Genomic DNA, 24,366 nt, shown 5'->3' with positions numbered 1-24,366 from the left:
TTAGTTGTTAATTCCGCTCAACTCCCCTGATAGCACTTTGGGCTGCTGCAATCCGCGCCACTGGAATTCTGAATGGTGAACATGACACATAGTTCAGTCCGACATCGTGGAAAAATGCGATGGACTCGGCATCGCCGCCCAGTTCCCCGCACACACCTATTTTCAATGACGGTTTTTCCGCTCTGGCTTTTTCCACAGCAATCCGAATCAGTTCACCCACACCCGATTCATCCAGCGTTTGAAACGGGTCTTGTGCCAGTACACCGTCTTCCAAATATTGATTGATATATTTAGCCGAATCATCCCGCGAAAAGCCGTAAGTCATCTGCGTCAAGTCATTAGTGCCAAAGCTGAAGAAGCCGGCTGCTTCAGCTAACTCATCTGCAATAAAGCAGGCTCGCGGCAGCTCGATCATGGTGCCGATCGTGTAGGAAATTGAATCGCCGGTTTCCGCTAAAACGGCGGCTATTTTTTTGTTCAACCGTTCAGTCAGATCCGTTAACTCCCTTGTCATACCCACCAGCGGAATCATGATTTCCGGCTGCACATTCTGCCCCGCCTGCTTCAAACGGACAGCACTTCGGATAATCGCTTCTGCCTGCATCTCATACAACTCCGGATATGTCATCGCTAGTCTGCACCCGCGGTGGCCCAGCATCGGATTGATTTCTTTCAAGTCAATCACACGGCGCTCCAACTCTTGAACAGGCATATCCAGCTCTTTGGCAATATGTTCCAGTTCTTTGCGGTTAGTCGGTAAAAACTCATGCAGCGGCGGGTCAAGCAGGCGAATCACAACTGGGCGCTCTCCGGCCAGTTTGAATATTTGTTCAAAATCCGCTTGCTGAAACGGCAGCAGCTGTTGCAGCGCGTGCTTGCGTTCTTCAACAGTGTTTGCCAAGATGAACCGGCGCATCTCCAACAGACGTTCCGGACCGAAAAACATATGCTCCGTCCGTGCCAGACCAATCCCGGCAGCACCAAAAGCCAACCCTGCTTTAATGTCGTTCACAGTCTCCGCATTCATCCGCACAGACAGCCTGGCAAACTCGTCAGCCCAGCTCATGATCGTCCTGAAATTTTCGCCTTCTTCGGTCACTGTCGTCGGGATGTCCCCAAGATAAATCTCGCCGCGGCTGCCATCGACAGAGATGACATCACCTTCTGACAATTGGCCGCCGGGATACGTCACTGTTTTATGAAACTCGTCGATTTCCAAATCACCGCAGCCCGCCACACAGCATGTCCCCATCCCTCTGGCGACGACAGCGGCGTGCGACGTCATGCCGCCGCGGCTGGTGACGATTGCTTCACTGCTGACCATTCCCTGAATATCCTCCGGCGAAGTTTCCTGTCTGACCAAAATAACTTTCTCGCCAAGCAAGGCGTGCTCTTTAGCCGCATCTGCATCAAAATAAATTTTGCCCGATGCAGCTCCCGGGCTGGCCGGCAGACCGGCTGCTGAAACCAGCGTCGCAGACTTGAGGTCTTCATCGGAAAATACCGGATGAAGCAGCTGATTGACGGAATTCGGGTCAATCTTCATCAAACTCTTCTCTTTAGTGGTAATCCCTTCCTTGACTAAATCCACCGCAATTTTAAATGCTGATTGCGCGGTACGTTTGCCGTTTCGTGTTTGCAAAAAATACAACTTGCCTTTTTCAATTGTGAATTCAATGTCCTGCATGTCTTCGTAATGAGCTTCCAATCTGGCTGCTACCTTTTCAAACTCGGTATAAGCTTCCGGCATCGCAGTGGCTAATTCGCTCATCGGATTTGGCGTACGGATACCTGCAACCACGTCTTCGCCTTGTGCATTCAGCAAGTACTCCCCAAAAATCTTTTTCTCGCCGGTAGCCGGATTCCGTGTGAATGCAACACCAGTGGCACTGTTTGAACCACTGTTTCCGAAGACCATCAGCTGCACATTGACAGCTGTCCCAAGATCATCAGGAATATCATGAATCGACCGGTAAACTTTCGCCCGTCCATTGTTCCAAGAGCGGAATACAGCTTCGATGGCATCAAATAATTGTGTCTCAGGATTTTGCGGAAATTCTTTCTTTTTAGATTCCATGTAGATTGATTTAAAACAAGTTACGACTTCTTTTAAATCTTCCGCTGTAAAATCAGCGTCCGACTCATAGCCGTGTTTAGTTTTGAAAAAATCTAAATAGTTTTCAAACCGGCTGCTGTCTATTTCATAAACAACGTTTCCAAACATCTGCAGCAGACGACGGTAACAATCATAGGCAAATCGTTCGTCATTGGTTTCCTGCGCCAGACGTTCCACATTTTCATCATTTAATCCGAGATTCAAAATAGTATCCATCATCCCCGGCATCGAAAATTTCGACCCGCTGCGAACAGACAAAAGCAGCAAGTCCGTCGCACTCGAAAACGCCTTGCCTGTTTCCTTTTGAAGATTTGCCAGAGCTTGTTTAACTTCATGGATCAGTTCGTCCGTCAGCTGCTGCGTTTCAAGATACTTCATGCACGCTTCTGTTGTCACTGTAAATCCTTTGGGAACCGGCAATCCTAAATTGGTCATTTCAGCCAAGTTAGCCCCTTTACCGCCCAGCAAACCTTTCATGCCCGCGTTGCCTTCATCAAATCGATACACAAATTTAGCCATAAAACCCCTCCTAAGAGCAATTGATGTACATTACTCATTATATAATACGTCTTATTTAAAATCAATAAGACATTCTATTTTTCTGTTAATACATGTCATAATCAAAAAAACATGTGATTTATCAGTTAGAAAGGAAATATGACCTGTTATTGAAGCTGTTAAGATAATTCTTCCGCCGGCCTCCGCCACGTGTAAAGATTAAAATCTGCCATCAACACATTATTTGGAACCTGCCGGACCATTTGATGAAAAGAAAAACCCGAGCGGCTGTACAGATTATTCAAAACTGCTTTTTCCGCCATGCAATCAAGGCGTATCTCGGTGATTTGCGACGGGCGATATGTTTTCACAGCTTCCAGCAGCTTTTGACCTTCATTTTTTCCCGTATAGCTGTCTGCCAGCGCCACCTTATGCAAATAATAGACGCCGTCAATGCGTGCATCCCCCCATAATCTGACGTCCCAATCAGTTGGCTCTTCATAAAGATAGAAAACGCCTGCCGCCTCTTGTTCCTTCATATAAAGATAAACGGTGCCATTATTGATCCTCTCGTGAATCATGGGCAGTTCGCCGTCTTCAAGGACATGTGCCCATTGAAGAGAGCCTGTCAACTTAATTCGGTGAGCAGCTTGCTTCAAAATAGTATTAACTGTCTGCACATCATTTGCAAGGGCTGGTCTAATCGCCATCCGCATTTTCCTCCTTTGGTGCTGCAACATCTCTTTTGTCGCCGGCTAATGTTCTTTCCAGTACAATCGTTTGACTTAAGACTGAATGTAATAAAAGTGTACCATAGTTCCATATAATTGCTGCCAATATTTTGCTGATATAATAGAACTTTTTAACACATAAAAAATGGGACTGATAGTTTTTTATCAATCCCATAAATCGTATAGCCATTTTTCAACCCGTTACAATTTCCCCGACTAATCCGGCCGGGCCAGCGCAAATTTTTCACCGAACTTTACATACTCATTTCCTGCCAGACGTCCCACAGGCAATAAGTTTTCAGCCAGCACGTATTGTTTGTCTGCATCATAGACTTCCTCAGAAAGATAGACTTCTAGCGCTTCAATCAAAAACATGTCGCTGACAACAGCTGTTTGCTCGCGGTTATAAACAGGAACATACTGATAAACTTTCCCTTCAAACCGGATAGCAGCTTCTTTAATGCCTGGAACCGAAACATGCTTGCTGGGTTCCATTTGCAAGTCAACTAGGGACAGCTCGCTTTCAGTCATTGGCAGGCTGGCTGCTGTTTGATTCATTTCGGCAGTATTCTTTTCTGAAACAATGTGAATGACGGCCTCGCCTGTCTCTTTCAAATGCACAGCTGTATCTTTAGGCTTGCCGTCTTTTCTAGTGAATGTTACTGAAAAAAGCGGGACTTGATCACTCACCAAATTAAAAAAGCTAAACGGCGCCACATTAACAGTTTGACCATCCGGCTTCAATGTGGTGATCCAGGCAATCGGCCGAGGCACGACACTGCCTGATAAAAATTTATATTGTTGTTTTTTAGTTAGTGTGTGAAATGAAAATTGATGCATGAAAATCGCTCCTTTTTTTACAGTCTATCATGTTCCTTAGAATTTCACTATAATATTGACTGTTTTCTCACTCCCTAAACTCTTTCTGTTACAATATATATATGACTAACGAAATGAGGGAAACATATGACAGATAAAACAATGACGTTGATTACAGAATTGACCAATATCCCATCGCCGACGGGACAAACACGTGAAGTCATCACGTTCATTCATGACACGTTGAGCACGTACGGCTATCAGCCTGCCCGGGACAACAAGGGCGGATTGACTGTCGCCGTTCAAGGAAAAAACAACCAGCAACAACGGTACATCACTGCTCATATCGACACACTCGGGGCAATGGTGCGCGCCATCAAACCGGACGGCAGACTCAAAATAGATTTAGTCGGCGGTTTCCGATTTAATTCTATCGAAGGAGAGTACTGCACGATTCACACCCAGAGCGGCAAGACAATTACCGGAACTATTCTGATGCACCAGACAAGTGTCCATGTCTACAAGGATGCCGGCACAGCAGAACGAAATCAGGAAAACATGGAAGTCAGACTGGATGAAAAAACCTTTTCTAAAGAAGAAACAGAAAAACTCGGCATTCAAGTCGGTGACTTCATCAGCTTTGAGCCGCGGACATGCCTGACAGATTCTGGATTCATCAAGTCGCGTCATCTGGACGACAAAGTCAGTGCAGCTATTCTCATGCGCTTCTTGATGACATATGCCAAAGACCAGACTGAATTACCGTACACAACATATTTTTATTTTTCAAATAATGAAGAAATCGGCTATGGCGGCAACGCCAATATCCCGAAGGAGGTCGTGGAATATTTAGCAGTTGACATGGGAGCCATGGGAGATGACCAGCAGACAGATGAACATTCGGTGTCGATTTGCGTCAAAGATGCCAGCGGTCCGTATCATTTAGGGCTTAGAAACCACTTCGTCCAGCTGTGCGAACAAAACCATATCCCATACCAGCTTGATATCTATCCTTATTACGGCAGTGACGCCTCCGCTGCGATGCGGGCCGGTGCCGATGTCAAACACGGATTGATTGGCGCCGGTATTGATGCCAGTCATGCATTTGAAAGAACACATACCGATTCAGTCAAAGCAACAAGCAATTTGGTAACAGCTTATCTTTACAGTCAGCTTTCTATCTGATTTCTAATAGTATTAAAAACTTCCATGTATTTTTCACTATTTGCAAGAAACATCAGGGGCTTTGCTTGACTCTTTGCACAATTACGGGTAAGGTAAGTACATAAGCTTATATTATAGTGCGGGAAATTAGTGTCACAAAACCGCGATGAGCAGGCAATAAGTAGGTTGCTTAAGTCTTTCCTACTAACACATTCTAGAGAGATTAGCCGTAATTATTTCTGATGTCTTTAGACCTGCCTCTCATTGTAATATCAAGCAGTTGACCCGTTGTTTAAAAATGCGACACTCATTTTTAAAAAAGGCGATTGGCCACAAGGGAAATCCCCTAATGGCACAAACTGATGTGAGGAATAATCTAAGGAGGAAAATAATTATGTCAGTCATACTAAAAGTAGAAGAAAGAGCTGTCAGACCGCGCTCAATCCGCAAAAAATTGCGTAAAGAAGGCCGTGTGCCAGGTTCTGTATACGGAAAAACAATTGAGGACGTTACTATTTCAGTTGACGCACAAACACTGGATAAAACTATTCGTCAAAATGGATTAAACGGTGTTTACACGTTGGACGTCAATGGTAAAAAAATCAATACTCTGTTGTTTGACTACCAGTTGGATACATTCACTAAAGACTGGGTCCACGTTGAATTTTTAGCTGTTGACATGAACGAAGAAACAGAAGTCGAAGCAGAACTTTCAGTCGTTGGAACAGCCAAGGGAATGAAAGAAGGCGGTATTCTGGAACAAAGCCTGTATTCTGTTGTTGTTTCCGCAACACCTGACAAATTGCCTGAGCAAGTTGAAGTAGATATTACAGACCTTGCAATCGGTGATGCACTGACGATTGCAGATATTCCAAAACATGACGATTACACTATCGTCAATGACCCGGAAGAGCAAATCCTCGTCATTGGTGCACCTAGAGCTATCGAAGAAATAGAAGAGACTGAAGAAGGAGAAGCTCCGTCAGAAGAAGAGTAATCCTTTCAATCAAAATATTCCCCTGCAGGCCTAGGTTGCCCGCAGGGGTTTTGTTTTATGCTGACGGCAGGCACGCTCGTCTTCTTTTGCGAAACGTGGTTAACTATTTGTATTCATATATAGGAGGATGATACACATGATACAAATTACAACTGGTATTGAACATTTGGCTGAACTTGAGACACCTCGTAACACGCATCTGATTTTAGACCCGCTGGATGGTAAGCCGAGGCCTTTGGTGCTGATTTGTCCGGGCGGCGGCTACCGTTTGATTTCCGTTGAGGACGAAGGACGGGCGATAGCTGACTGGATGCATCAGCTGGGCTATCATGCCGCTGTCTTGGCCTATCAGGTGCTGACGATTAATCCCGTTGATTTTCTAAATGGCTTGGAGCAAACGATGCAGCATTTGCGCTCACTGCCTTATGTCAGCCATATCTACGTCATGGGCTTTTCAGCAGGCGGTCATGTTGCCGGCCTTATCAGCACAGCTATTGATACCCGGCCGGACGGCATGATGCTGTCATACCCTGTCGTCTCTATCGCCGGGGAATGCGCCCATTGCGGCAGCCGGGATATATTTCTCGGTACAAGTGGTGAAAAAGCAGAAGACTATTCGATTGAACGTCTAGTTGACCGGGCCACTCCTCCTGCGTTCATCTGGCACACTGCTGCCGACCCGGTCGTTCCAGTGGAAAATAGTTTGACCTTAGCCCGCGCGCTGTCCAAAAACAACATCCCTTTCGAGTTGCATGTCTTTCCGGAAGGCGGTCATGCGCTAAGCATTTCCGGGGATGTGCCGCATACGCATCAGTGGAAAAATTTAGCAGAAAACTGGCTGAAAATGCAGTCGGAAAAACATGGCAGCTAATAATAATTAACCGGCAGATAAGATGTCTGCCGGTTTTTTATCGTCTGCGTTCTTTGCTGTTCAGAAATACCGCTGGTAAATGTCGCGACAAATGCTAAAATGTCATTTACTCCCATAACTGCCTTTCTATTTTTCAAAAAACTCCAATCATAACAGCAAATATGTCTGGCTGTTAAGATTGGAGCTTTTTTATCTTTATATCTGCAATCTCTCTAAACGATTTGTGCGCCTAATGTTCCTTTCATGTGTTTCAATGCCCAGTCATGTCCGACCGGGTCAAAACTTTGGACAGCTTGTTCATGAACCACTAGTTTATAACCTAAATTGTAAGCGTCAATCGCTGTATGCAACACGCAAATATCCGTACAGACACCCGTCAGATGTACTGTCTGGATGCCCCGCTCCCTCAGGCGGATATCCAGATCTGTGCCGCTGAATGCTGAATAGTGACGTTTGTCAATCCAGTAGACTGTGTCTTTGTCCTTTTCCGCCTGATACAATGGTGCCAGCGCCCCGTACAATTCCCGGCCGGCTGTGCCGATGACATTGTGTGGCGGAAACAGGTCGTTCTCCGGATGATACTGGTCAGCCGGGTCATGCCCGTCAATGGCAAACACGACGAAATCACCGTTAGCGATAAACTGTTTCGTCAAACTTACCAAATGCTGCTCAATTTGCTGGCCGGCTTTGCCGGTTGTTAATTTACCGTCTGTTGCAACAAAATCGTACGTATAATCAATTGAAATCAATGCTTCCATTTTTATTACCACCTTTACGCTAATTCTTTCAACAACGACATGACCATGTTGGCGGATTTTTTTCCTGCTTCAACAATAAATGTGTCAAAATCAACACTGGCACCGGCATCAGCGACATCACTGACCGCCCGGATGACAACAAAAGGCACTTGGTACCGAAAAGCCACTTGCGCAATTGCCGCCCCTTCCATTTCATTGGCCAAAGCTTGCGGAAAATGTCCCTTGATTAGACGAATCTTCTCTGCACTGCTGACAAATGTGTCGCCTGAAACGATTAAACCGACATGGATGTTCTGCCCGTTTTTCCGTGCTGCCTGTGACGCGGCCTCAATCAGCCGTGTGTCCGCTTCATAGTAAAGCGGCATGCCCGCCATCTGTCCGTATTGATAGCCGAATGCCGTCACGTCCACATCCGAGTATGCTACCTTGTCCGAGATAACCAGATCGCCGATTTTCAGCTGTTGGCCGATGCCGCCAGCCGATCCTGTATTAATCACAACATCCACTTGGTAACGACTAATCAGCAATGTGGCTGTGACGGCAGCCAGCACTTTGCCGATACCGGACAGTGTCACAATGACTTCGTGCTCATTGATTTTTCCTTTGTAAAAAGTTGCGCCGGCTTCTTCCCAAACTTCTGAGTCTGTCAGCTGTTCGGATAAAAGCACCACTTCCTCCGACATAGCTCCGATAATCCCGATTTTCATTGACCGTCTCCTTATAAATAAAATATGGCATACGCCGTTATAGCCAGTAATATAATGACAACCACAATCGCCAAATTCAGCCAGCGGTTGCGTTTTTTCGCCTGATTATAATCCTTTACCCGGCGGCGCGTCAGCAGTTGATGGTCCTCTTCCTGAAAGCGGATATCATCCGTGCGGTCGTCCGGCTTTTTCTTTTTGTTAAACACATACATCCTCCTCAGTTATCAGGACATAAAGCTCTCCCAATAAAGAATAGCATACATTGTCTTTGCATCACAAATAGTACCTCTGACAATCTCCTGTTTGGCCTCGGCCAGTGTTAATTCGATAATCTCCAAAAATTCATCCTCGTCTGGCGGCAGCGGGTCGGCCGATTTTTTTAAATCCGTCGCTAAAAATAAATAGTGGCGTTCATCGCAAAATCCGGGCGATAAAATAAAATCAGCAATCGGAGAAATGCTGCCGGCAATGTAATCTGTCTCCTCTTCAAGTTCGCGCACTGCTACCGCCTCGGGGTCTGTCTCCCCTTGTTCGATTTTGCCCGCCGGGATTTCGAGTATTGTCCGTTCCAGCGGCTTGCGGAACTGTTTGACGAGCACTATCTTCTGCTCAGCAGTCAAAGCAAGCAAACCGACGCCGCCATTATGAAATACCAATTCACGTTGTGCGGTCTTGCCGTTGGGCAGTTCCACTTCGTCTAAAGCAACATCAATAATATTGCCTTTAAAAATTTCTTGTCTGTTTATTGTTTTTTCATTAAAATCCATAAGCTTCTCCTTGAATCTGTCTATAAATGTGGTTATGATTAAATTTATAATACCTTTAAGTGACAGTTATTTCAATTGAATTTTCTCAATAGCTGATTCAACTGTCTTATTTTCAAGAAATCAATCTGAGGACTGAGTATTAATTTTTTCAGCTGTGCTAAAATAAACTCAGATAATCAAATTTTGCAACAGGAGTGAGTTCAGTGAAAAAAAGACGAAGTTTACTAAAAACTATTTTCATAATAATAGCCGGCATCTTTCTGCTGTACCTTGTATCAAACTACTTTTACTGGAATTGGCACATGATCATCCGCTCAATGATAGTCCCGCTGATTATCATTATAGTTGGTATTTACTTCCTGAAAAAAAGCTTGACAGGGAACCGCAGCAGCGAAAGCGACGATATTCCTTCATTGTCGCCTGAAAAGGAATCGCACTATGTGGAATTGGGTATGACCGAGCAGGAAATCACTTTTTTCCGCGAAACAATGGCATCTGCTAAAAAACAAATTAAACAACTTGAAAAAAATATGAACAGCCTGTCAAAATTAAAAGCTATCAATTTGCGAAACGACACATTGAAAGCATCTAAAGCCATGTTTAAGGAAATGGTGAAGGAGCCGACCAAGCTGCATCAGGCCGACCGCTTCCTCTATGCCCATTTGCCGAATATCGTCGAGCTGACGGACAAATACATCGAAATCAACGACCACGAAATCAAAAACAAAAGCACCTATGAGGCATTGAACGATAGTGCCGAAGCCATTGATGCGGTTTCAAAGCTAATTGTTGAAGACTACAACCGGTTTGTATCAGATGACTTGGAAGAATTGGAAGTAGAGATATCTATTGCCAAACAAAATATAAACAGGGATAATAGCCTTAAGGAAGACTTGCAGTCCGATAATGACAAAGAGGAGAATCATGTATGACCGACGAACTAAACAAACAACCCGTGACCGATGTCACTCCGGTAAATGATACATTAGAAGATTTACTAAGCAACCCGTTTTCAGACCCTAACGCGGCGAAGCTGACAGCCAGCCAGAAACAGGAATTGAAATCCCTGGCCGACCAGAATGCTTCTGTCAAAATCCTTGACAAACTGCCCGAAGACCGCAAAAAACAAGCCATCGATTTAGCTGCACAAATCGATACGAACGACAGCCAGGCGGTTCTGAGCTACGGGGCGGCGGCCCAGCAGAAGCTGAGCGAATTTTCTCACAGCATGCTGTCGCATGTTCAAACGCAGGACATCGGCCCAGTCGGAGATTCATTGACCGAGCTGATGTACCGGTTGAACGAAGCCAGCCCGAGTGAGCTTGAAGCCCAAGACCGCAACGTCTTTAAACGCATTTTCGGCAAGGTGAAACAGTCCGTTTATGAAATTACCGCCAAGTATCAGAAAATCGGCGCGCAAATCGACAAAATTGCCGTAAAGCTGGATAAAGAAAAAAACGGTCTGCTGCACGACAACCAAATGCTGGAAACCTTGTATCATAAAAACAAAGACTATTTTGATGCGCTGAATATTTACATCGCTGCCGGCGAGGTAAAGCTTGACGAACTGGTGACGACAACGATTCCAGCAGCAATGGAAGCTGCTGAAAAAAGCGGCGACCAGATGGATGTGCAAATCGTCAATGACTTGAATCAATTTGTCGACCGCTTGGACAAGCGGACACATGACTTGCGTTTGGCACGGCAAATCACGATTCAGCAGGCACCGCAAATCCGGCTGATTCAAAATACCAATCAGGCGCTGGCTGAAAAAATTCAAGCGTCTATCAATACAGCCATTCCGCTATGGAAAAATCAAGTAGCTATCGCATTGACACTTCTGCGTCAGAAAGATGCCGTGACGGCACAACGTCAAGTGTCTGAAACGACCAATGACCTGCTGAAGAAAAATTCAGAGATGCTGAAGATTTCTGCCATTGAAACAGCTGAAGAAAACGAACGCGGTATTGTCGATATCGAAACCTTGCAAAAAACACAAAACGATTTGATTGAAACCATTCAGGAAACACTGCGTATCCAAAAAGAAGGTAAGGAGAAACGCAAGAATGCCGAAATCGAATTGGCAATCATGGAAGAAGATTTGAAGAACAAACTGCTCGAAATGACCAATAATTAAACTAAAACCATCTCTTGATTTAACTATCAAGAGATGGTTTTTGCTCACACGCCGGCTTCTCTGCTTAATAAATCTATCAAACTGTTTTTTCCAATAAACCTCAGCATCACCCTCGGTACCAGCAAGCACAACAGGAGCACCAGCGCAAACACGCCGGCAACAGGCAGTAGCGGGATGACAAACGGCATGGCGTCGCTGTTATTAAGCTGGAACAATCCATAAGCTATGGCGACACCGCCGGTCGACACAAACAACAGGGACAAGATGCCGTACCCTGCACCCTCCAACATCACCAGTTTATTCAGCTGCTTGCCTGTCATACCGATACTTTGTAAGATAGCAAATTCATGCTGGCGTGTCATGATGCTCGTGGTCATGACGTTGACATAGTTCATAATACCCAGCAGCGCCAGCATCCCTGCCAGAATCACACCGAATACCGTCAACTGTTTTTCTGATTCTTGCATCGCGTCATAGCGCGCAATCTTGGATTCCACATCGATTTCTTTATCATCGGAAATCAGTGCCAGCAACTGCTTTTCCAGCTGACGGTCGTAAGATTCATCATAAATGATTTCAATTGAATCAATCAGCGGGTCATCTGTCAGCTTGGCAACTGCCTGTTCACTGATGAGCATCTCCGGATAAAAACCTGAATAACTAGCAGATGGCAGTGCATTGCTGGCATCAATTGCGGCAATCCGAAATCGCTGTGTACGCTCACCGTTTACTACTTCAAAGTCAGAGCCACTCACATCAGCCAGTGCCTCTGCTGTCTTCCAAGTAGTCCGCAAAACCGCTGTTTTCCCTGCAAGAAAATCGTTCTTATTAACTGTTAAATTCCCGCTAGCTGCCAGCTCATCAAAATAAGCTTCATCAATACCGGAGGCAACGCTAATAAATTCCTCAGGCTTTTCTGCCATGCGTTTCAGCCCCTGCTCATAATTCTCGAACATCATACCGCTGTCATACATCTGCTTGACATACGCATGGAACACCTCATCCTGTTTAGGAACGACCACTTCTGTCGCAGTCAATTCATAAACTTTCTTAACTCCTGTTGTCTTTTTAATCCGGTTCATCAGCTCCGGCGTGAATTTTTGCTTTTTAACATCATTAGCTGCTGTTTTATTCACTAATGTCATGTCATTAGCCATTATATAATCTAATACCCGGTCTGCGCGATTGCTGTCTAGAAAGGTAAAAATCGTCAAAAAAGCGGTCAAGCCGATAAACAAGGACAAAAATACGATGACTGCCTGCTTTTTGTCGCGAAAAAGATTTTGCCAAGCCATGTCAATCAGACGTTTCTTGCTCTTGCTTGTTCCCGCCCGCTTGTTTGATACGTTGGTGTAGCGGGCTGCTTCAATTGATGAAAAAGTTCCCGCTATGCGGGCAGGCTTGCGGGCACTGATATAAATAGTCAATAATGTGAACAGCCCTGAGCCAAGAAAAATCAGCGGGTGAAAGCTGACTGATTGACCCAGCTCATAGTTTGACGTGCTTTCCAAAAGGGAAGGCACCAGTCCGAATGACAACAATGCCCCTGCCAGCAGACCAAGCGGAATGCCGAACACCGAAACTTTCAAAAGCTGCATGAACACCAGTTGGCGTAATTGCCGGCTGGTTGCGCCAATCGTCCGCAACAACCCGTAAAACCTGATATCCTTGTAAATGGAAATCGTCAGTATGTTGTAAATCAGTAAATAAGAGCTGACGATTATCAGCAATATCAGTGCAAACAGCACAAGCAGCATCCGGCGCGTCTCACTTAAAAGCTCAGTGTCGGCAAAGATGACTTGCGGCGAGACAAGGCCGGCCTGCGCCTCCATTTTCTTCACGTCAGCTTCATTAATCAGCGGATTGTGAAACGTCAGAAGCAGACGACTCTTATCCAAGTCGGTCACAGCTGCCTTAGTTTTTGTGAAAAATTGCTCCGAAACAAAGCCGCGGTTGCGGTTTGAATAGTCATTGTAATATCCCGACAGTGTAAACGTCCGCTGGACAAGCTCCTGATCAGTCGCATAGGTCAACGGCAGGACCATGCCGACTTGCGGCTCGTCTATCCCCATTTTCTTCAAAGCCTTCACTGAGAGCAGCAGCTCCCCTTCTTTTTGCGGATAGTCGCCTTCGACATATGCCAGTGCCGGTTTGAACTGTTGCTCCCACCCTGTCCGGTCAGTCCACGCCAAAGTTGTGTCCACAGCTATGCCGTCAAATTCAGTAATCGTGGCGCAGCCTGCCAAAATACCAGTATGCTTGACATTTGGTATCTGTTTAAATGCCGCAATTTGTTTGCCGGTCGGCCCGGGAACAGAAGCATCGTACAAACTACCCTCCAACTTGACATTCCGCTCTTTGACTGCTTCCAAGTAACTAATACCCAGACTGAACACTGCTGTCAGCATAAATCCGGCCAGAATCACTGCCGCAATCAGCGACACATTCCGCTGGCGATTACCTTTGAACTGAGTGCGGGACAGCTTCCAAATATTTTTTTTATTAGGTACTGGAATCATTGCGCATCACCTGCTATCCTGCCGTCTTCAATGCGGATGATACGGTTTGCCATCTGAGCGATTTTTTCATCATGCGTAATCATCAGGACTGTCTGATTGTATTTACGGCTAGTGGCATTCATCAAACCTAACACATCCAGACTGGTGACGCTGTCAAGATTCCCTGTCGGTTCATCAGCTAGTACGATAGCGGGTTTCGTCGCCAGCGCACGGGCAATAGCCACACGCTGCTGCTGCCCGCCCGACAGTTTTCCTGGCAGCACATGAATTTTATCCGTCAGACCTAATAGATGCAAAAGCTCGTTGACATAGGCCTCATCGACGTCACCGCCGTCCAGTTGAATCGGTAAAACAATATTGTCATAGACAGTCATGAGCGGCAGCAGATTATACTGCTGAAAAACGAATCCGATCTTCCGTCTACGGAAAATCGTCAATTCGTCCGCAGATAACTGCGAAATATCTTGTCCGTTGACGTATAGTTTACCGGAAGTCGGCGTCTCCAGTCCACCAATCAAATGCAGCAAGGTTGATTTGCCGCTGCCCGATCTACCGACGATAGCAATGAACTCCCCTTGCGAAACTGTCAGCGACACATTATCAACCGCTTTGACGAGTGTCTCTTCTTTTCCGTAATGCTTGCTCAGCTGCTCTGTTTTTAATATCTCCATTTTATTGACCTCCCTACATTCTTGGAATATACATCAAGCATACGAAAAAAATCTGTCAGAGAGCTGTCCAGAATGTGACAGTTCTGTCAGATTTTAGTTCGCGGCAAGTACAGAGCGAAGCAAGCACCCGCCCCTTGCGAAAGAACACTCAAATAACCATGCTGGGCCGTCAATACTGTTTTGGCCAAATACAACCCGATACCCAACCCGGCCGCCCGGCTACTCGCTGTACCGCGGTAAAACCGGTCGAAAATTTGTGCTTGCTCTATTTCCGGGATTCCCGGTCCTTCATCGCAGACAGTGATACAATGAAAAAATTCGTAGCGTGTTACAGTCACACTGACTTTTCCTTGGACGGGCGAATACTTCACCGCATTATCCAAAATGTTCAACAATGCTTCTTTCGTCCAACGCCAGTCAAAGAAAGCAGTCGCGTCTGTGTCCTGATACTCAAGCGTGACCTGTTTTTTTAAAGCAGCCAACTTCATATCTTTGACACTTTCCCTGACCAACAAACCGATTGGCTGGTCTTTGACAGCAAGCTGGATAAGCCCCTGCTCCAAATAGGACGTCCGCACCAGCGATTCAACAAAATCAGCCAGTTTTTGAGCCTGCTGTTCAATTTCCCGGGCTAAATCATTGCCGCCTGCAATTTGTTCACTCAGTAGCTGACTGTACAGCAACACATTGGACAGCGGTGTTTTGAGTTGATGGGCGATGTTGGAAATAGTGGCCTGAACTTCCTGCATGGCTTCCTGACTGTCAGAGGCATGTTTTTGTTGAATTGACAGAAACTGATTGAGTTTGTCTTCAATAAGAGAAAGATATGCTTCATCATACACTGTTTCAAGCGGCACACCGGCAATCGCCCGGTTCAACTGCTGGTCAAGCCGTGCCAACAACTGTCGGCTTTTTTTCCGCTGACAGTACGCATAAACAAGCGACATCAAGGCAACTGCCACACAACTCGTGATAACAACTATCATAACCTGCCCTCCCAGCGGTACCCGATACCGTACACTGTTTTGATAAATTGCGGTCTCGTCGGACTGTCTTCAATTTTTTGACGCAGCCGCTTAACGGTGACAGACAAGGCATTTTCATCCACAAACTCACTATCGACCGACCAGATTTTTTCAATTAACGTTTCTCGCTGCAACACCTGATTTTCATTGGCAACCAAATATTTCAATAATTTCTGCTCCGTTTTGCTCAATTCAATCAGTTCATTGTCTTTTTTAAACACCATGCTGTCAAAATCAAAGAAAAAAGCGCCCCGCGTATACGGCAGCGGCTGACCGGCAGTTTCTTCATACCGCCGCAGTACTGCATCCACACGTGCCCTCAAAACCATCAGACTGAATGGTTTGGTGATATAATCATCAGCACCGTAGTCCAACCCTGTCACAATATCAATCTCCAAGCTGCGCGCAGTCAAAACAATCACCGGCACACGCTGTGTCTGTCTCACTTCCCGGCAAAAAGAAAAACCATCGCCATCCGGCAAATTGACATCAAGCAAAAGCAAGTCATAGCGGTGGTGCATCAGACTGTCGCGGGCTGCCGCAAGCGATGACACCCGTTCCACGCGGCGCTGCGGGTTGGAAAGTGCCAGTGCAATACCTCGGCTCAATGCTTCATCATCTTCTATAACTAATAGTCTTTTCATTTTGTCAGCTCCTTCCTTATCGGTTATGATTGGCTCTATCGTACCATTAAACCTTTCTTTTTCAAACCTGTGTTTAAACTATAAAGCATGGCACCTGTCCTGTTGACGGCGTCATGCTTTAAAAAATCCCCTCTGCTTCGTCTGTTTCCCACAGCGGCAGTTTGATTGGCTCAAATGTCTTCGGCTCCAAGTTCGTGATGGTAATTCCCAAGAGGCGGATGCCTTTATCAAGGAGTGTGATGTCTTCCCAAATGGCCTGCGCATGAAAAAAAATCGTTTCCTGCTTTGAAATGAAATCAGGCAGTGTTTTGCGCTTTGTCACTGTCTCGTACGCGCTGTCCCTGACTTTGAGCACGACCGTTTTACCGTGCATTTGATGTTTGTCCAGCGATTTTTCCACTTTAAACGAAAGCTCGCGCAACTCGCGTGTCACCTCTTCCTCAGTGGTCAGCACCTTGCCGAATGTATGCTCCCGCCCGATTGATTTACGCTCCCTGTAAGGAACGACTGGCGCATCATGCACACCTCTGACCTTCCGATAGAGCGAGTAGCCCATCTTGCCGAACTCGCGAATCAGATCCATCTCTTTCATGTCGTACAAGTCGGCACCTGTAAATATCCCCAGCTCATGCATCCGCGGCACTGTTTTTTTACCAACTCCGTGAAATTTTTCAATCGGTAATTTCTTTAAAAACTCTTCGGCATTTTCCGGTAAAACAACTGTCAGCCCTTTCGGCTTTTCATAATCCGATGCCAGCTTGGCAAGAAATTTATTGTAGCTGACTCCCGCTGAACAGGTCAGATGTACTGTTTCCCAGATATCCAGCTGAATCATCCGGGCAACCCGGATAGCGCTTTTGGCCTGAATCTTGTTTTGCGTCACATCCAGATAAGCTTCGTCAAGTGACACCGGCTCTATCATATCTGTATATTTTTTAAACACTTTATGAATCTGCTGGGACACTTCAGCATAATGTGCCATGTTGCCCGGGACAAATGTCGCGTGCGGACACAGCTCGTAAGCTTTTTGCGCGCTCATCGCCGAATGGATGCCATATTTTCGTGCTTCGTAGTTTGCTGTTGTGACGACACCGCGTCCGCCAGTATCGTGAGGGTGGCGGGCAATGACCAGCGGCTTGCCGACAAGCAACGGGTTGTCCCGCTCCTCAACAGATGCATAAAACGCATCCATATCAATATGGATGATTTTCCGTGACGTATCTTTTTTTAAAGGAAACTTTAAGTCCGCCAATCGCCTTCCTCCTCTCTCCCTTTTATTATAGCGTAATTGGACGGCAAACGGGATGAGAAGTGCTTTATCAGCAAGTCCCGCTTGATAAAACTTAACAGTTGTTATTTTAACGTAGGTTATTGACAATCATTTTTCACTGTGTTAGATTTATTAAAATCACATAAAGGAGTGAGAAACACATGACGAGCAGCGTTTACCTGACAGTCCAGTCAAGCTGTTGTTGTATGGTGCATGAAAGCAGCATACTGATTCGTCGTGACTATTAACTGTTATTACTCTTAGCTGATTCGGAGCCGGCAGATGCCGCTTCTGATAATTTTAATGTACAAGAGGTGCAGCGATGATAGCCTGTACCTCTTTTTTGTACTTAAAAAGGAGGAATGAAGGAGCTGACAAATGAACGACTAAGCACGTTAATACATACTAAACAAACAGGGGGAACTACCATGACAAAAAAAATAACTGCATTTTTGCTATCGATACTGACTGTTACTTTTTTCCTCGCCGGTTGTCAGAAAAAATCAGCTGAAACGACCGGTCAACACGTGCTTCGTGTCGGAACAGAAGGCACATACGCACCTTTTTCCTACCATAATGATCAAGGGGAGCTGACCGGCTATGACGTTGATGTCGCCCGGGCAGTTGCCAAAAAAATAGGCTATGACATAGAATTTGTCGAAGCCCCGTGGGATGCCATGCTGGCGGCTTTTGATTCCGGCAAGTCCGATGTCATCTTTAATCAGGCTGGCATAACTCCGGAACGTGAGCAGAAGTATCTCTTCTCCACGCCTTATGCGATTTCCCATCCTGTGCTGATTATTCATAAAGACAATCATAGCATTACCGGTTTTTCGGATGTTCGCGGCAAAGTCCTAGCCCAAACGCTGATGAGCAACTATGTCGAACGTGCTGAAGAGCTGGGCGCGACTGTGACGGGAACGGACGGATTCAGCAAAACTGTCCAACTGGTCAGCGAAAAAAGAGCGGACGGCACTTTGAATGATGACATTGCTCTGTATGATTACTTGAAACAAAAACCCGATGCGCCAGTTAAAATCGTCAGTGTAGCGGATGATGCGGTCAAATCAGGGGCAATGCTGCATAAAAAAGACCGTGACCTGCACAAAAAAATTGACCAGGCTATCCAGGAACTGCTTGCTGACGGCACACTGGCAAAGCTGTCCGACACCTATTTCAATAAGGACATTTCAAAATAAGGAGCTGCGATGGAACGTATATGGGTAATTAGTCAACAGGCGGTCTTGCCGATGACCAAGGCGCTCCTGCAGGTCACCGTGCCGCTGACGCTGCTGTCATTTTCCGCCGGCTTCATCTTGGCAGCTTGGGCTGCGCTGGCAAGAATTTCAAACCGTCTTATTTTAAAACAAACTGCCGCAGCTTATGTCTGGCTGTTTCGCGGTACGCCGCTGTTGGTGCAGTTGTTTGTCTGCTTCTTCGGTCTGCCGTCTGTCGGGATACAACTGGATGTCTGGTCTGCCGCGCTGATCACCTTCTCGCTGAATACCGGTGCTTATGCTTCGGAAAGCATTCGTTCCGCTATCCTAGCGGTCCCCAAAGGACAATTTGAAGCCGCCACTTCGCTTGGCATGAACAGGTGGCAAGTCATGCGCTGGATTATCGCACCTCAAGCATTAAAAATTGCATTGCCGCCATTGTCCAATAATTTTATCAGCTTGGTAAAAGATACCTCATTGGCTGCAAGCATTACACTTGTGGATGTCTTTATGACCGCTCAGCGCATTGCCGCACGGACTTATGAACCGCTGCTCTTGTACAGTCTGGCTGCTGCTTATTACTTGATTGTTTGTACCGCCCTCAACTATTTGCAGACACATCTTGAAAAAAAGCTGACAGTTTATTGATTTATCTAAAAAATGGTTATCTGCCTTTCGTATAGCAGATAACCATTTTACTATTTTTAATCCGCAAACAGCGGTTCGTTAAAGACGATTTTTTTGCCGTTCTTAGCCACTGCTGCAGAGATGCCGTATGGCACGACGCATCGCGGGTACGCGTGGCCAAAGTTCACGTTATACAAAATAGGCAGAGACGCATCGGCAACAGTTTCCAGCAAAATACGGCGGTATTCCTGATAATAGGCTTCATTTTGCGGTTTACCGACGATGACCCCGTTTACAGCGTCAAATATACCTGCCTTCTTCAAAGCCAAAAGCTCCATCCTGAATGATTCCGGCGTAGGCTTCACTTCACTCGTTTCAATAAATAAAATATTATTTTGCCAATCGGAAATCGCCGGGAAAATCTGATACCTTTCGCAAAAAGCTTTTGTATCAGCATCAGTCAGCAGCTCATAAAGACTCTCCAAGCAGCCGCCCAGCAGTTTTCCTTGAAAATCACGTGTCCCTCGTTGAAGCAGTTCAAAACCGTGACATTCCTGATGAACAACGCGAGGCTGACCAATAGCATTTTCCGAAAAATCAGTCCGTTCTTCATACCAGATGTCACTGGCGATAATCTCGTCGGCACCGTGAAAATAGCTTTTAAACCAGCTGGCAGTATACGGCAGCATCCCGTCAGCCAGCTCGGCCAAGTCAGTGAGAAAGGCCGGCCCGTAATAGGTGGTCAAGCCCAGCCGGTAAAACATCAGATGGTTGACCGTTGTATCGGAAAACCCGCTGAACAGTTTCGGCTGGCTTCTGACCAGCAGCCGAAATTCAGCATCTGCCATCAAGTACGGCAGTATTCTATAGGTATCAAAACCGCCGATGGCGCAAATAATCCCCTTGATTGAATCATCTTTAAACGCCTGCTTTAAGTCACTGGCACGCGCTTCCGGATGGTTCTCCAAATAAGCTGTTCCCTTTAACGCATTCGGCATGAAGACTGGGGCCAGTCCGAATTGTCTCAGCCTTTTTATTCCTAGTTCCAATTGATGACGGCAGCTGTCTTCGCCTAAAATGCCGCTTGATAAGCTGACAATAGCTACTTTGTCGCCAATTTGTAATTTTTTTGGTTTAATCATCGTAGCCCTCCAAAAAGTTTTATGAAAAGGCGGCGATTACCTTAGTTATAGTCTGGTTGTTAGAGTGGCAAATCATCAACTGCCTCTTCTATCGCAATCAAATCCTCTTCTTTTTCAAGAGAAATCCCCAGCTGGGAACAAAAGTCCCACAGGCAGGTAACGAGCGGATCCAGCCGCACATGAATCGTTCGCGGACGGCCATAAGAATCAATAAAATTACCAACAGCGCTGATAACTTTATCAAACAACTCCTTGTCAGTTTCCATTAAGTCAACAAACACAAGCATCTCGCTCTCCTCATCTGCACCAATCAAAAGACAGGCAAATGACTCCGGATGCTCTTCATCAGCCACTACCGGAACATAAAAAGCCGTGATTTCCAGTGTCCGGTCCACAAACTTTTTCTTCTTGTACTTGCTGATCAGCAGTTCATTCGTAAAAGGAATGTCTTCGTATGGACGCAAATGTTCAAAATTGTACGGAAGTACTGAAACAACCGGCTGATTGTCTTTTAAGCTTGTTACCACATGAATATTTCTTCCTGCTAAATCGGCAGCAACCAAATCGCCTGATGCCAATGCAGCAAAAGCCGGCAGGAGCTGTTCATAACACTCAATCATCAGAGATACTTCATCCGGATGAAATTGTCTGGCAACTTTACCGATCCCAAATGCGGTATACGACAGCCAATTTTTTTTCCCTCTGAACTTGTACCCCAGCTGTTTAATCAGCGCGTACTCTTCTTCGGACAACTCATTCCGGTCGTTATAATAACCAATCAACGCTTCCTGTGTTGCTTCGGGGAAAGACAGCGGATCGACAACTGTTGACATACCGGAAAGCATACTTATCAACGCTTTTTGTCCCTTCTCCGTATGATAAACAGCAATGCCGAAACATTCTTCGTTTTTTCCCATGACGCTGACAACAATCGGTACGGGATGATCTGCAAGATGCAGAACAATAAGATCACCGTCATATAAATGTTTCCAAGGGGCAACTTGCTGAATCTCTATTCCTAAATCAAAAAGTTTTCTCCACTGTTCAAGCTGTTCCATCGAACTCCTCCTCATAAGATTCGCATATAGCCGTTCCAAAAGACATTATCATCAGTATACCATACAGTTGCCTGATACTCTTGAAAAAAATTACCTCTACGCTGCGTTTATGTTATAAGCGCCATTCAGACTTTTTTTGTTTTCACTTGCAGCTGCTGGCTTAATCATGCTGACTGCCCGAAAGCAGTTCCTCAATTTCTTCTACTATTTTTGGCTGTTGCAAAAACAGCGCAATCTCCAGAATGTTTTGCAATTTCACTTTGCCTTTCAGCTCATCTTCAAACATGAACAGAATCTTGGCCTCATAAGCTTCGACCAGCAACTTGTACCCGCACATCTGAATGCCCTTCGACAAATTGCGCAGCAGGGATAAATACTTTTTAGCCTGCGGGGCATCCTGTTCTATAATCATTCTGTTGATACAGTTTGACAGCAAGGCTGCAAACAGTTCATCGCTGCCCCGAAACATCGCATATCTTTCCCTGACTCCCAACGCCTCGTTTAACAATGAGCACATCAAGTCATAAGGCAGCAGGTAACAAGTGTTCGCAAAAAATGCCAAATCCTTCAACGTCCATGTACGCAAGTCCGAAAAATAGCGAATCACCAAAGCCAGCTCTTTTTCCTGCGGCGGATTCCCTTGTCGAAAGTTTTCCAGCAGTTGATAGCTTGCCTGCTGGACCCTCTCAACACCGACAGCCTCTCTTTCTAACAATTGCACCAGCTTCTGAAAAGAATCATTTTGCGACGTATTCCACGTTTTCGCAATCAAATATTGGAAATGCTCATCCTCCGGCGGCTGGTAACCATTCATAATCCATTGAAATTCATCCATTGATATCATCAAATGCTGCAGCACTAAGTAAAATTTTTCCGCACTGATGGAGCGTTCGCCGTTTTCAAACTTAATGGCATTCGTTTTGGAACAGACACCGGTATAAACATGTTTGATGGACAAGTCTTTGCCTTGACGGATGTGTTTAATGGTTGGTCCGTACATCAAAAAATCACCTCTCACAGATTAGTCAACTTTAGTTTACCTCTTAGCAGTTTGTTTAGCTAGCCGATTTACCATAGATGTAACAAGAAGGAGGTTTTTAGAATGCTCTCAGTTATAAAACAGCATCGCCTATTTGCTCAACTGACCAGTATCAATCTGCTTTCCGGAATCGGTGACAGACTGTTTTATACAGCCATGCTGACCTTAGCTGCTTCCTTGCCGCAAGCCGATTTGGGTATCGTGATTGTCACTGTTTCAGAATCATTGCCAATCTTATTCAGTTTTCTGCTTGGGAATCTGGCCGACAGAATGCCGCATAAATCTCAAAAACTGCTGCGAAACGCGATTGGGCGCGCAGCAATCTATCTAGTCATCGGCCTGCTCATCCGCTACGACAGCACACTGAAAATCATCGTCATGATGGCTGCCTTGAATTTTTTATCCGATTTGCTGGGAAATTACTCGTCAGCATTGGGAGCGCCGTTCATCAAACTGTTAGTACCGGCAAAGAACATGGAAAGTGCGCAAAGCCTAGTCAGCCTGACCTCACAATTAGTCGCCGTTGCAGCCAATTTTGCCGGCTCGTTTTTATTGGGGATTGTCATGATTTCAAGCATCGCCTACATCAACTCAGCTGTCTTTATGGTCACAGCTATCGGTTATGCGCTGATTCAAAAAAAACTCGCTGACAAAGAAACAACCATCACGATGGTGACTTCACATGAAAATATTTTGGCAACAACGCTTAAGACCATTACTAAAATTGTCAAAAACCGGCCTGTTTGTCATGATATCATGCAATTGGCACTGGTCAACGGCTTCTTTGGCGGTTTGACACCTGTGTTTGTCATGTTTCTCAACCAGCATCCTGAGCAAGTCATTTTTTCAAACGCCATGACCATTTCCTTACTGTCTGGACTCAGCACTTTATTCATTATTATCGGGAATATACTCAGTCCGATAAAACTGAGACAGTTCAGCAACAGACAGCTGATGACCTTTGCCGACTCTTTTATCTGTTTGACTGCAGCCGGTTTCCTGATGTCGAATCTGCTGACCATTTTGCTGGCAATGTCCGGTCTGTCGTTGCTGCTCGGTATGATTCTGCCGAGATTTACAGCCAACATCATCAGCAGCTATCCCCCGGAAAACTTAGGCGGTATCATGACGACTGTTAATTCATTATTGGTGATGGCCCCGCCCCTCACCGGCCTGCTCTTTCCGGCGATAGCACTTGTCAATTTGAAAGTCGTCTATCTTTGTTTTTTAGGTTATGGCATCGTTGTCATGTTTATTGGAAAAGCAGAATAATTTGGTACTTATCAAGACAAGCCTTTCAACGCTAAAGTTAAGAACTTGAGACAATCAGTACTGAATTTACTATAACCGGACACTCACCACACAAGTACACAAAAAAACGTCAAATAAAGGCTAGCTTTTCAAAAAAGCTAGCCTCCTTACACGTTTTCAATTAATTTATTTGGCAATCAGTCATAACTTGCACTCATTTTCGTTTTACTCGGTTTTAGTTGCAGCACCTTTCTATTTCAGTTTAGTCATATGTTTTTCACATTCTTCAGCTTACTTGAATTTAAATGTCTGAAAAACAGCTTTATTGACAGTCCATT

Annotated in this window: 24 protein-coding genes; 8 read left to right on the top strand and 16 right to left on the bottom strand. The window is 45.5% G+C overall.

What is annotated here, in order from left to right:
- Positions 1–7: 7 nt before the first annotated feature.
- The 4 genes from ppdK to CBF27_RS09415 all read right to left on the bottom strand — a co-directional run bounded on the left by ppdK (position 8) and on the right by CBF27_RS09415 (position 4,185).
- Positions 8–2,635, bottom strand: a complete 2,628-nt coding sequence (gene ppdK / locus CBF27_RS09430; protein WP_126814050.1) for a pyruvate, phosphate dikinase — start codon at positions 2,633–2,635, stop codon at positions 8–10.
- Between the two features lie 158 nt (positions 2,636–2,793).
- Entirely contained in the window at positions 2,794–3,324 is a 531-nt protein-coding gene (locus CBF27_RS09425) for a hypothetical protein (RefSeq protein ID WP_126814049.1), read from the bottom strand.
- Positions 3,314–3,451 (bottom strand): hypothetical protein, encoded by a 138-nt coding sequence (locus CBF27_RS14150; protein WP_170175073.1) that lies wholly within the window; start codon positions 3,449–3,451, stop codon positions 3,314–3,316. The genes CBF27_RS09425 and CBF27_RS14150 overlap by 11 nt, the downstream gene beginning before the upstream one ends.
- 110 nt (positions 3,452–3,561) lie before the next feature.
- On the bottom strand, positions 3,562–4,185 hold the full coding sequence (locus tag CBF27_RS09415; protein WP_126814047.1) for a flavin reductase family protein: 624 nt from the start codon (positions 4,183–4,185) through the stop codon (positions 3,562–3,564).
- Between the two features lie 126 nt (positions 4,186–4,311).
- Between CBF27_RS09415 and CBF27_RS09410 the strand changes: the two genes are divergently transcribed.
- The 3 genes from CBF27_RS09410 (at position 4,312) to CBF27_RS09400 (ending at position 7,196) form a co-directional block, all read left to right on the top strand.
- Positions 4,312–5,349: a M42 family metallopeptidase gene (locus CBF27_RS09410; RefSeq protein ID WP_126814046.1), complete on the top strand. Its 1,038-nt coding sequence runs from the start codon at positions 4,312–4,314 to the stop codon at positions 5,347–5,349.
- A gap of 373 nt (positions 5,350–5,722) precedes the next feature.
- Positions 5,723–6,325: a 50S ribosomal protein L25/general stress protein Ctc gene (locus CBF27_RS09405; protein WP_126814045.1), complete on the top strand. Its 603-nt coding sequence runs from the start codon at positions 5,723–5,725 to the stop codon at positions 6,323–6,325.
- A gap of 136 nt (positions 6,326–6,461) precedes the next feature.
- A complete protein-coding gene (locus tag CBF27_RS09400; RefSeq protein ID WP_170175072.1) occupies positions 6,462–7,196 on the top strand; it encodes an alpha/beta hydrolase in 735 nt (244 codons plus the stop codon).
- Between the two features lie 212 nt (positions 7,197–7,408).
- Here the strand turns inward: CBF27_RS09400 and CBF27_RS09395 are convergent, their stop codons facing one another.
- Genes CBF27_RS09395 through CBF27_RS09380 form a run of 4 tightly spaced genes read right to left on the bottom strand, consistent with a single transcriptional unit; the run spans position 7,409 to position 9,428 of the window.
- Positions 7,409–7,954, bottom strand: a complete 546-nt coding sequence (locus CBF27_RS09395) for a cysteine hydrolase family protein (protein ID WP_126814043.1) — start codon at positions 7,952–7,954, stop codon at positions 7,409–7,411.
- Between the two features lie 14 nt (positions 7,955–7,968).
- Positions 7,969–8,661 carry a 5'-methylthioadenosine/adenosylhomocysteine nucleosidase gene (locus tag CBF27_RS09390; protein WP_126814042.1) on the bottom strand — a complete coding sequence of 231 codons (693 nt, stop codon included), beginning with the start codon at positions 8,659–8,661 and terminating at the stop codon, positions 7,969–7,971.
- Between the two features lie 11 nt (positions 8,662–8,672).
- Positions 8,673–8,867: a hypothetical protein gene (locus CBF27_RS09385; protein WP_126814041.1), complete on the bottom strand. Its 195-nt coding sequence runs from the start codon at positions 8,865–8,867 to the stop codon at positions 8,673–8,675.
- 18 nt (positions 8,868–8,885) lie between these two features.
- Positions 8,886–9,428 (bottom strand): NUDIX hydrolase, encoded by a 543-nt coding sequence (locus CBF27_RS09380; RefSeq protein WP_126814040.1) that lies wholly within the window; start codon positions 9,426–9,428, stop codon positions 8,886–8,888.
- 203 nt (positions 9,429–9,631) lie between these two features.
- Between CBF27_RS09380 and CBF27_RS09375 the strand changes: the two genes are divergently transcribed.
- Together CBF27_RS09375 and CBF27_RS09370 are read left to right on the top strand one after the other, a co-directional pair.
- Positions 9,632–10,360 (top strand): 5-bromo-4-chloroindolyl phosphate hydrolysis family protein, encoded by a 729-nt coding sequence (locus tag CBF27_RS09375; RefSeq protein WP_245986028.1) that lies wholly within the window; start codon positions 9,632–9,634, stop codon positions 10,358–10,360.
- Entirely contained in the window at positions 10,357–11,565 is a 1,209-nt protein-coding gene (locus CBF27_RS09370; RefSeq protein WP_126814039.1) for a toxic anion resistance protein, read from the top strand. Before CBF27_RS09375 ends, CBF27_RS09370 begins: the two co-directional genes overlap by 4 nt.
- A gap of 44 nt (positions 11,566–11,609) precedes the next feature.
- Here CBF27_RS09370 and CBF27_RS09365 read toward each other — a convergent pair whose 3' ends face one another.
- The 5 genes from CBF27_RS09365 to dinB form a co-directional block, all read right to left on the bottom strand.
- Positions 11,610–14,084, bottom strand: a complete 2,475-nt coding sequence (locus CBF27_RS09365; protein ID WP_126814038.1) for an ABC transporter permease — start codon at positions 14,082–14,084, stop codon at positions 11,610–11,612.
- On the bottom strand, positions 14,081–14,755 hold the full coding sequence (locus CBF27_RS09360) for an ABC transporter ATP-binding protein (RefSeq protein WP_126814037.1): 675 nt from the start codon (positions 14,753–14,755) through the stop codon (positions 14,081–14,083). Before CBF27_RS09360 ends, CBF27_RS09365 begins: the two co-directional genes overlap by 4 nt.
- 86 nt (positions 14,756–14,841) lie before the next feature.
- Entirely contained in the window at positions 14,842–15,741 is a 900-nt protein-coding gene (locus tag CBF27_RS09355; RefSeq protein ID WP_126814036.1) for a sensor histidine kinase, read from the bottom strand.
- Positions 15,738–16,424, bottom strand: coding sequence for a response regulator transcription factor (locus CBF27_RS09350; RefSeq protein ID WP_126814035.1), 687 nt, complete (start codon positions 16,422–16,424; stop codon positions 15,738–15,740). The genes CBF27_RS09355 and CBF27_RS09350 overlap by 4 nt, the downstream gene beginning before the upstream one ends.
- A gap of 118 nt (positions 16,425–16,542) precedes the next feature.
- Positions 16,543–17,676, bottom strand: a complete 1,134-nt coding sequence (gene dinB, locus CBF27_RS09345; protein WP_126814034.1) for a DNA polymerase IV — start codon at positions 17,674–17,676, stop codon at positions 16,543–16,545.
- Between the two features lie 446 nt (positions 17,677–18,122).
- Here dinB and CBF27_RS09340 point away from each other — a divergent pair, with 446 nt between their 5' ends.
- Both CBF27_RS09340 and CBF27_RS09335 read left to right on the top strand, forming a co-directional pair.
- Positions 18,123–18,893: an amino acid ABC transporter substrate-binding protein gene (locus CBF27_RS09340; RefSeq protein ID WP_126814033.1), complete on the top strand. Its 771-nt coding sequence runs from the start codon at positions 18,123–18,125 to the stop codon at positions 18,891–18,893.
- A 9-nt stretch (positions 18,894–18,902) separates the two neighbouring features.
- Entirely contained in the window at positions 18,903–19,559 is a 657-nt protein-coding gene (locus tag CBF27_RS09335; protein ID WP_126814032.1) for an amino acid ABC transporter permease, read from the top strand.
- A 56-nt stretch (positions 19,560–19,615) separates the two neighbouring features.
- Here CBF27_RS09335 and CBF27_RS09330 read toward each other — a convergent pair whose 3' ends face one another.
- The 3 genes from CBF27_RS09330 to CBF27_RS09320 form a co-directional block, all read right to left on the bottom strand.
- Positions 19,616–20,680, bottom strand: a complete 1,065-nt coding sequence (locus CBF27_RS09330; RefSeq protein WP_126814031.1) for a S66 family peptidase — start codon at positions 20,678–20,680, stop codon at positions 19,616–19,618.
- 59 nt (positions 20,681–20,739) lie between these two features.
- The gene (locus CBF27_RS09325) at positions 20,740–21,738 is read right to left on the bottom strand and encodes a DUF7309 domain-containing protein (protein ID WP_126814030.1); all 999 of its coding nucleotides are present in this window, start codon (positions 21,736–21,738) and stop codon (positions 20,740–20,742) included.
- Positions 21,739–21,898: 160 nt separating this feature from the next.
- Positions 21,899–22,738, bottom strand: coding sequence for an Rgg/GadR/MutR family transcriptional regulator (locus tag CBF27_RS09320; RefSeq protein ID WP_126814029.1), 840 nt, complete (start codon positions 22,736–22,738; stop codon positions 21,899–21,901).
- Positions 22,739–22,840: 102 nt separating this feature from the next.
- On the opposite strand from CBF27_RS09320, the gene CBF27_RS09315 reads away from it, so the two are divergent.
- Positions 22,841–24,049 (top strand): MFS transporter, encoded by a 1,209-nt coding sequence (locus tag CBF27_RS09315; protein ID WP_126814028.1) that lies wholly within the window; start codon positions 22,841–22,843, stop codon positions 24,047–24,049.
- The last annotated feature ends 317 nt before the right edge of the window (positions 24,050–24,366 follow it).

Source organism: Vagococcus acidifermentans (assembly GCF_003987655.1).
GTDB lineage: Bacteria > Bacillota > Bacilli > Lactobacillales > Vagococcaceae > Vagococcus_B > Vagococcus_B acidifermentans.
Note: the sequence above shows the minus strand (reverse complement) of the source record. Positions and strands in the feature narration are given on the sequence as shown.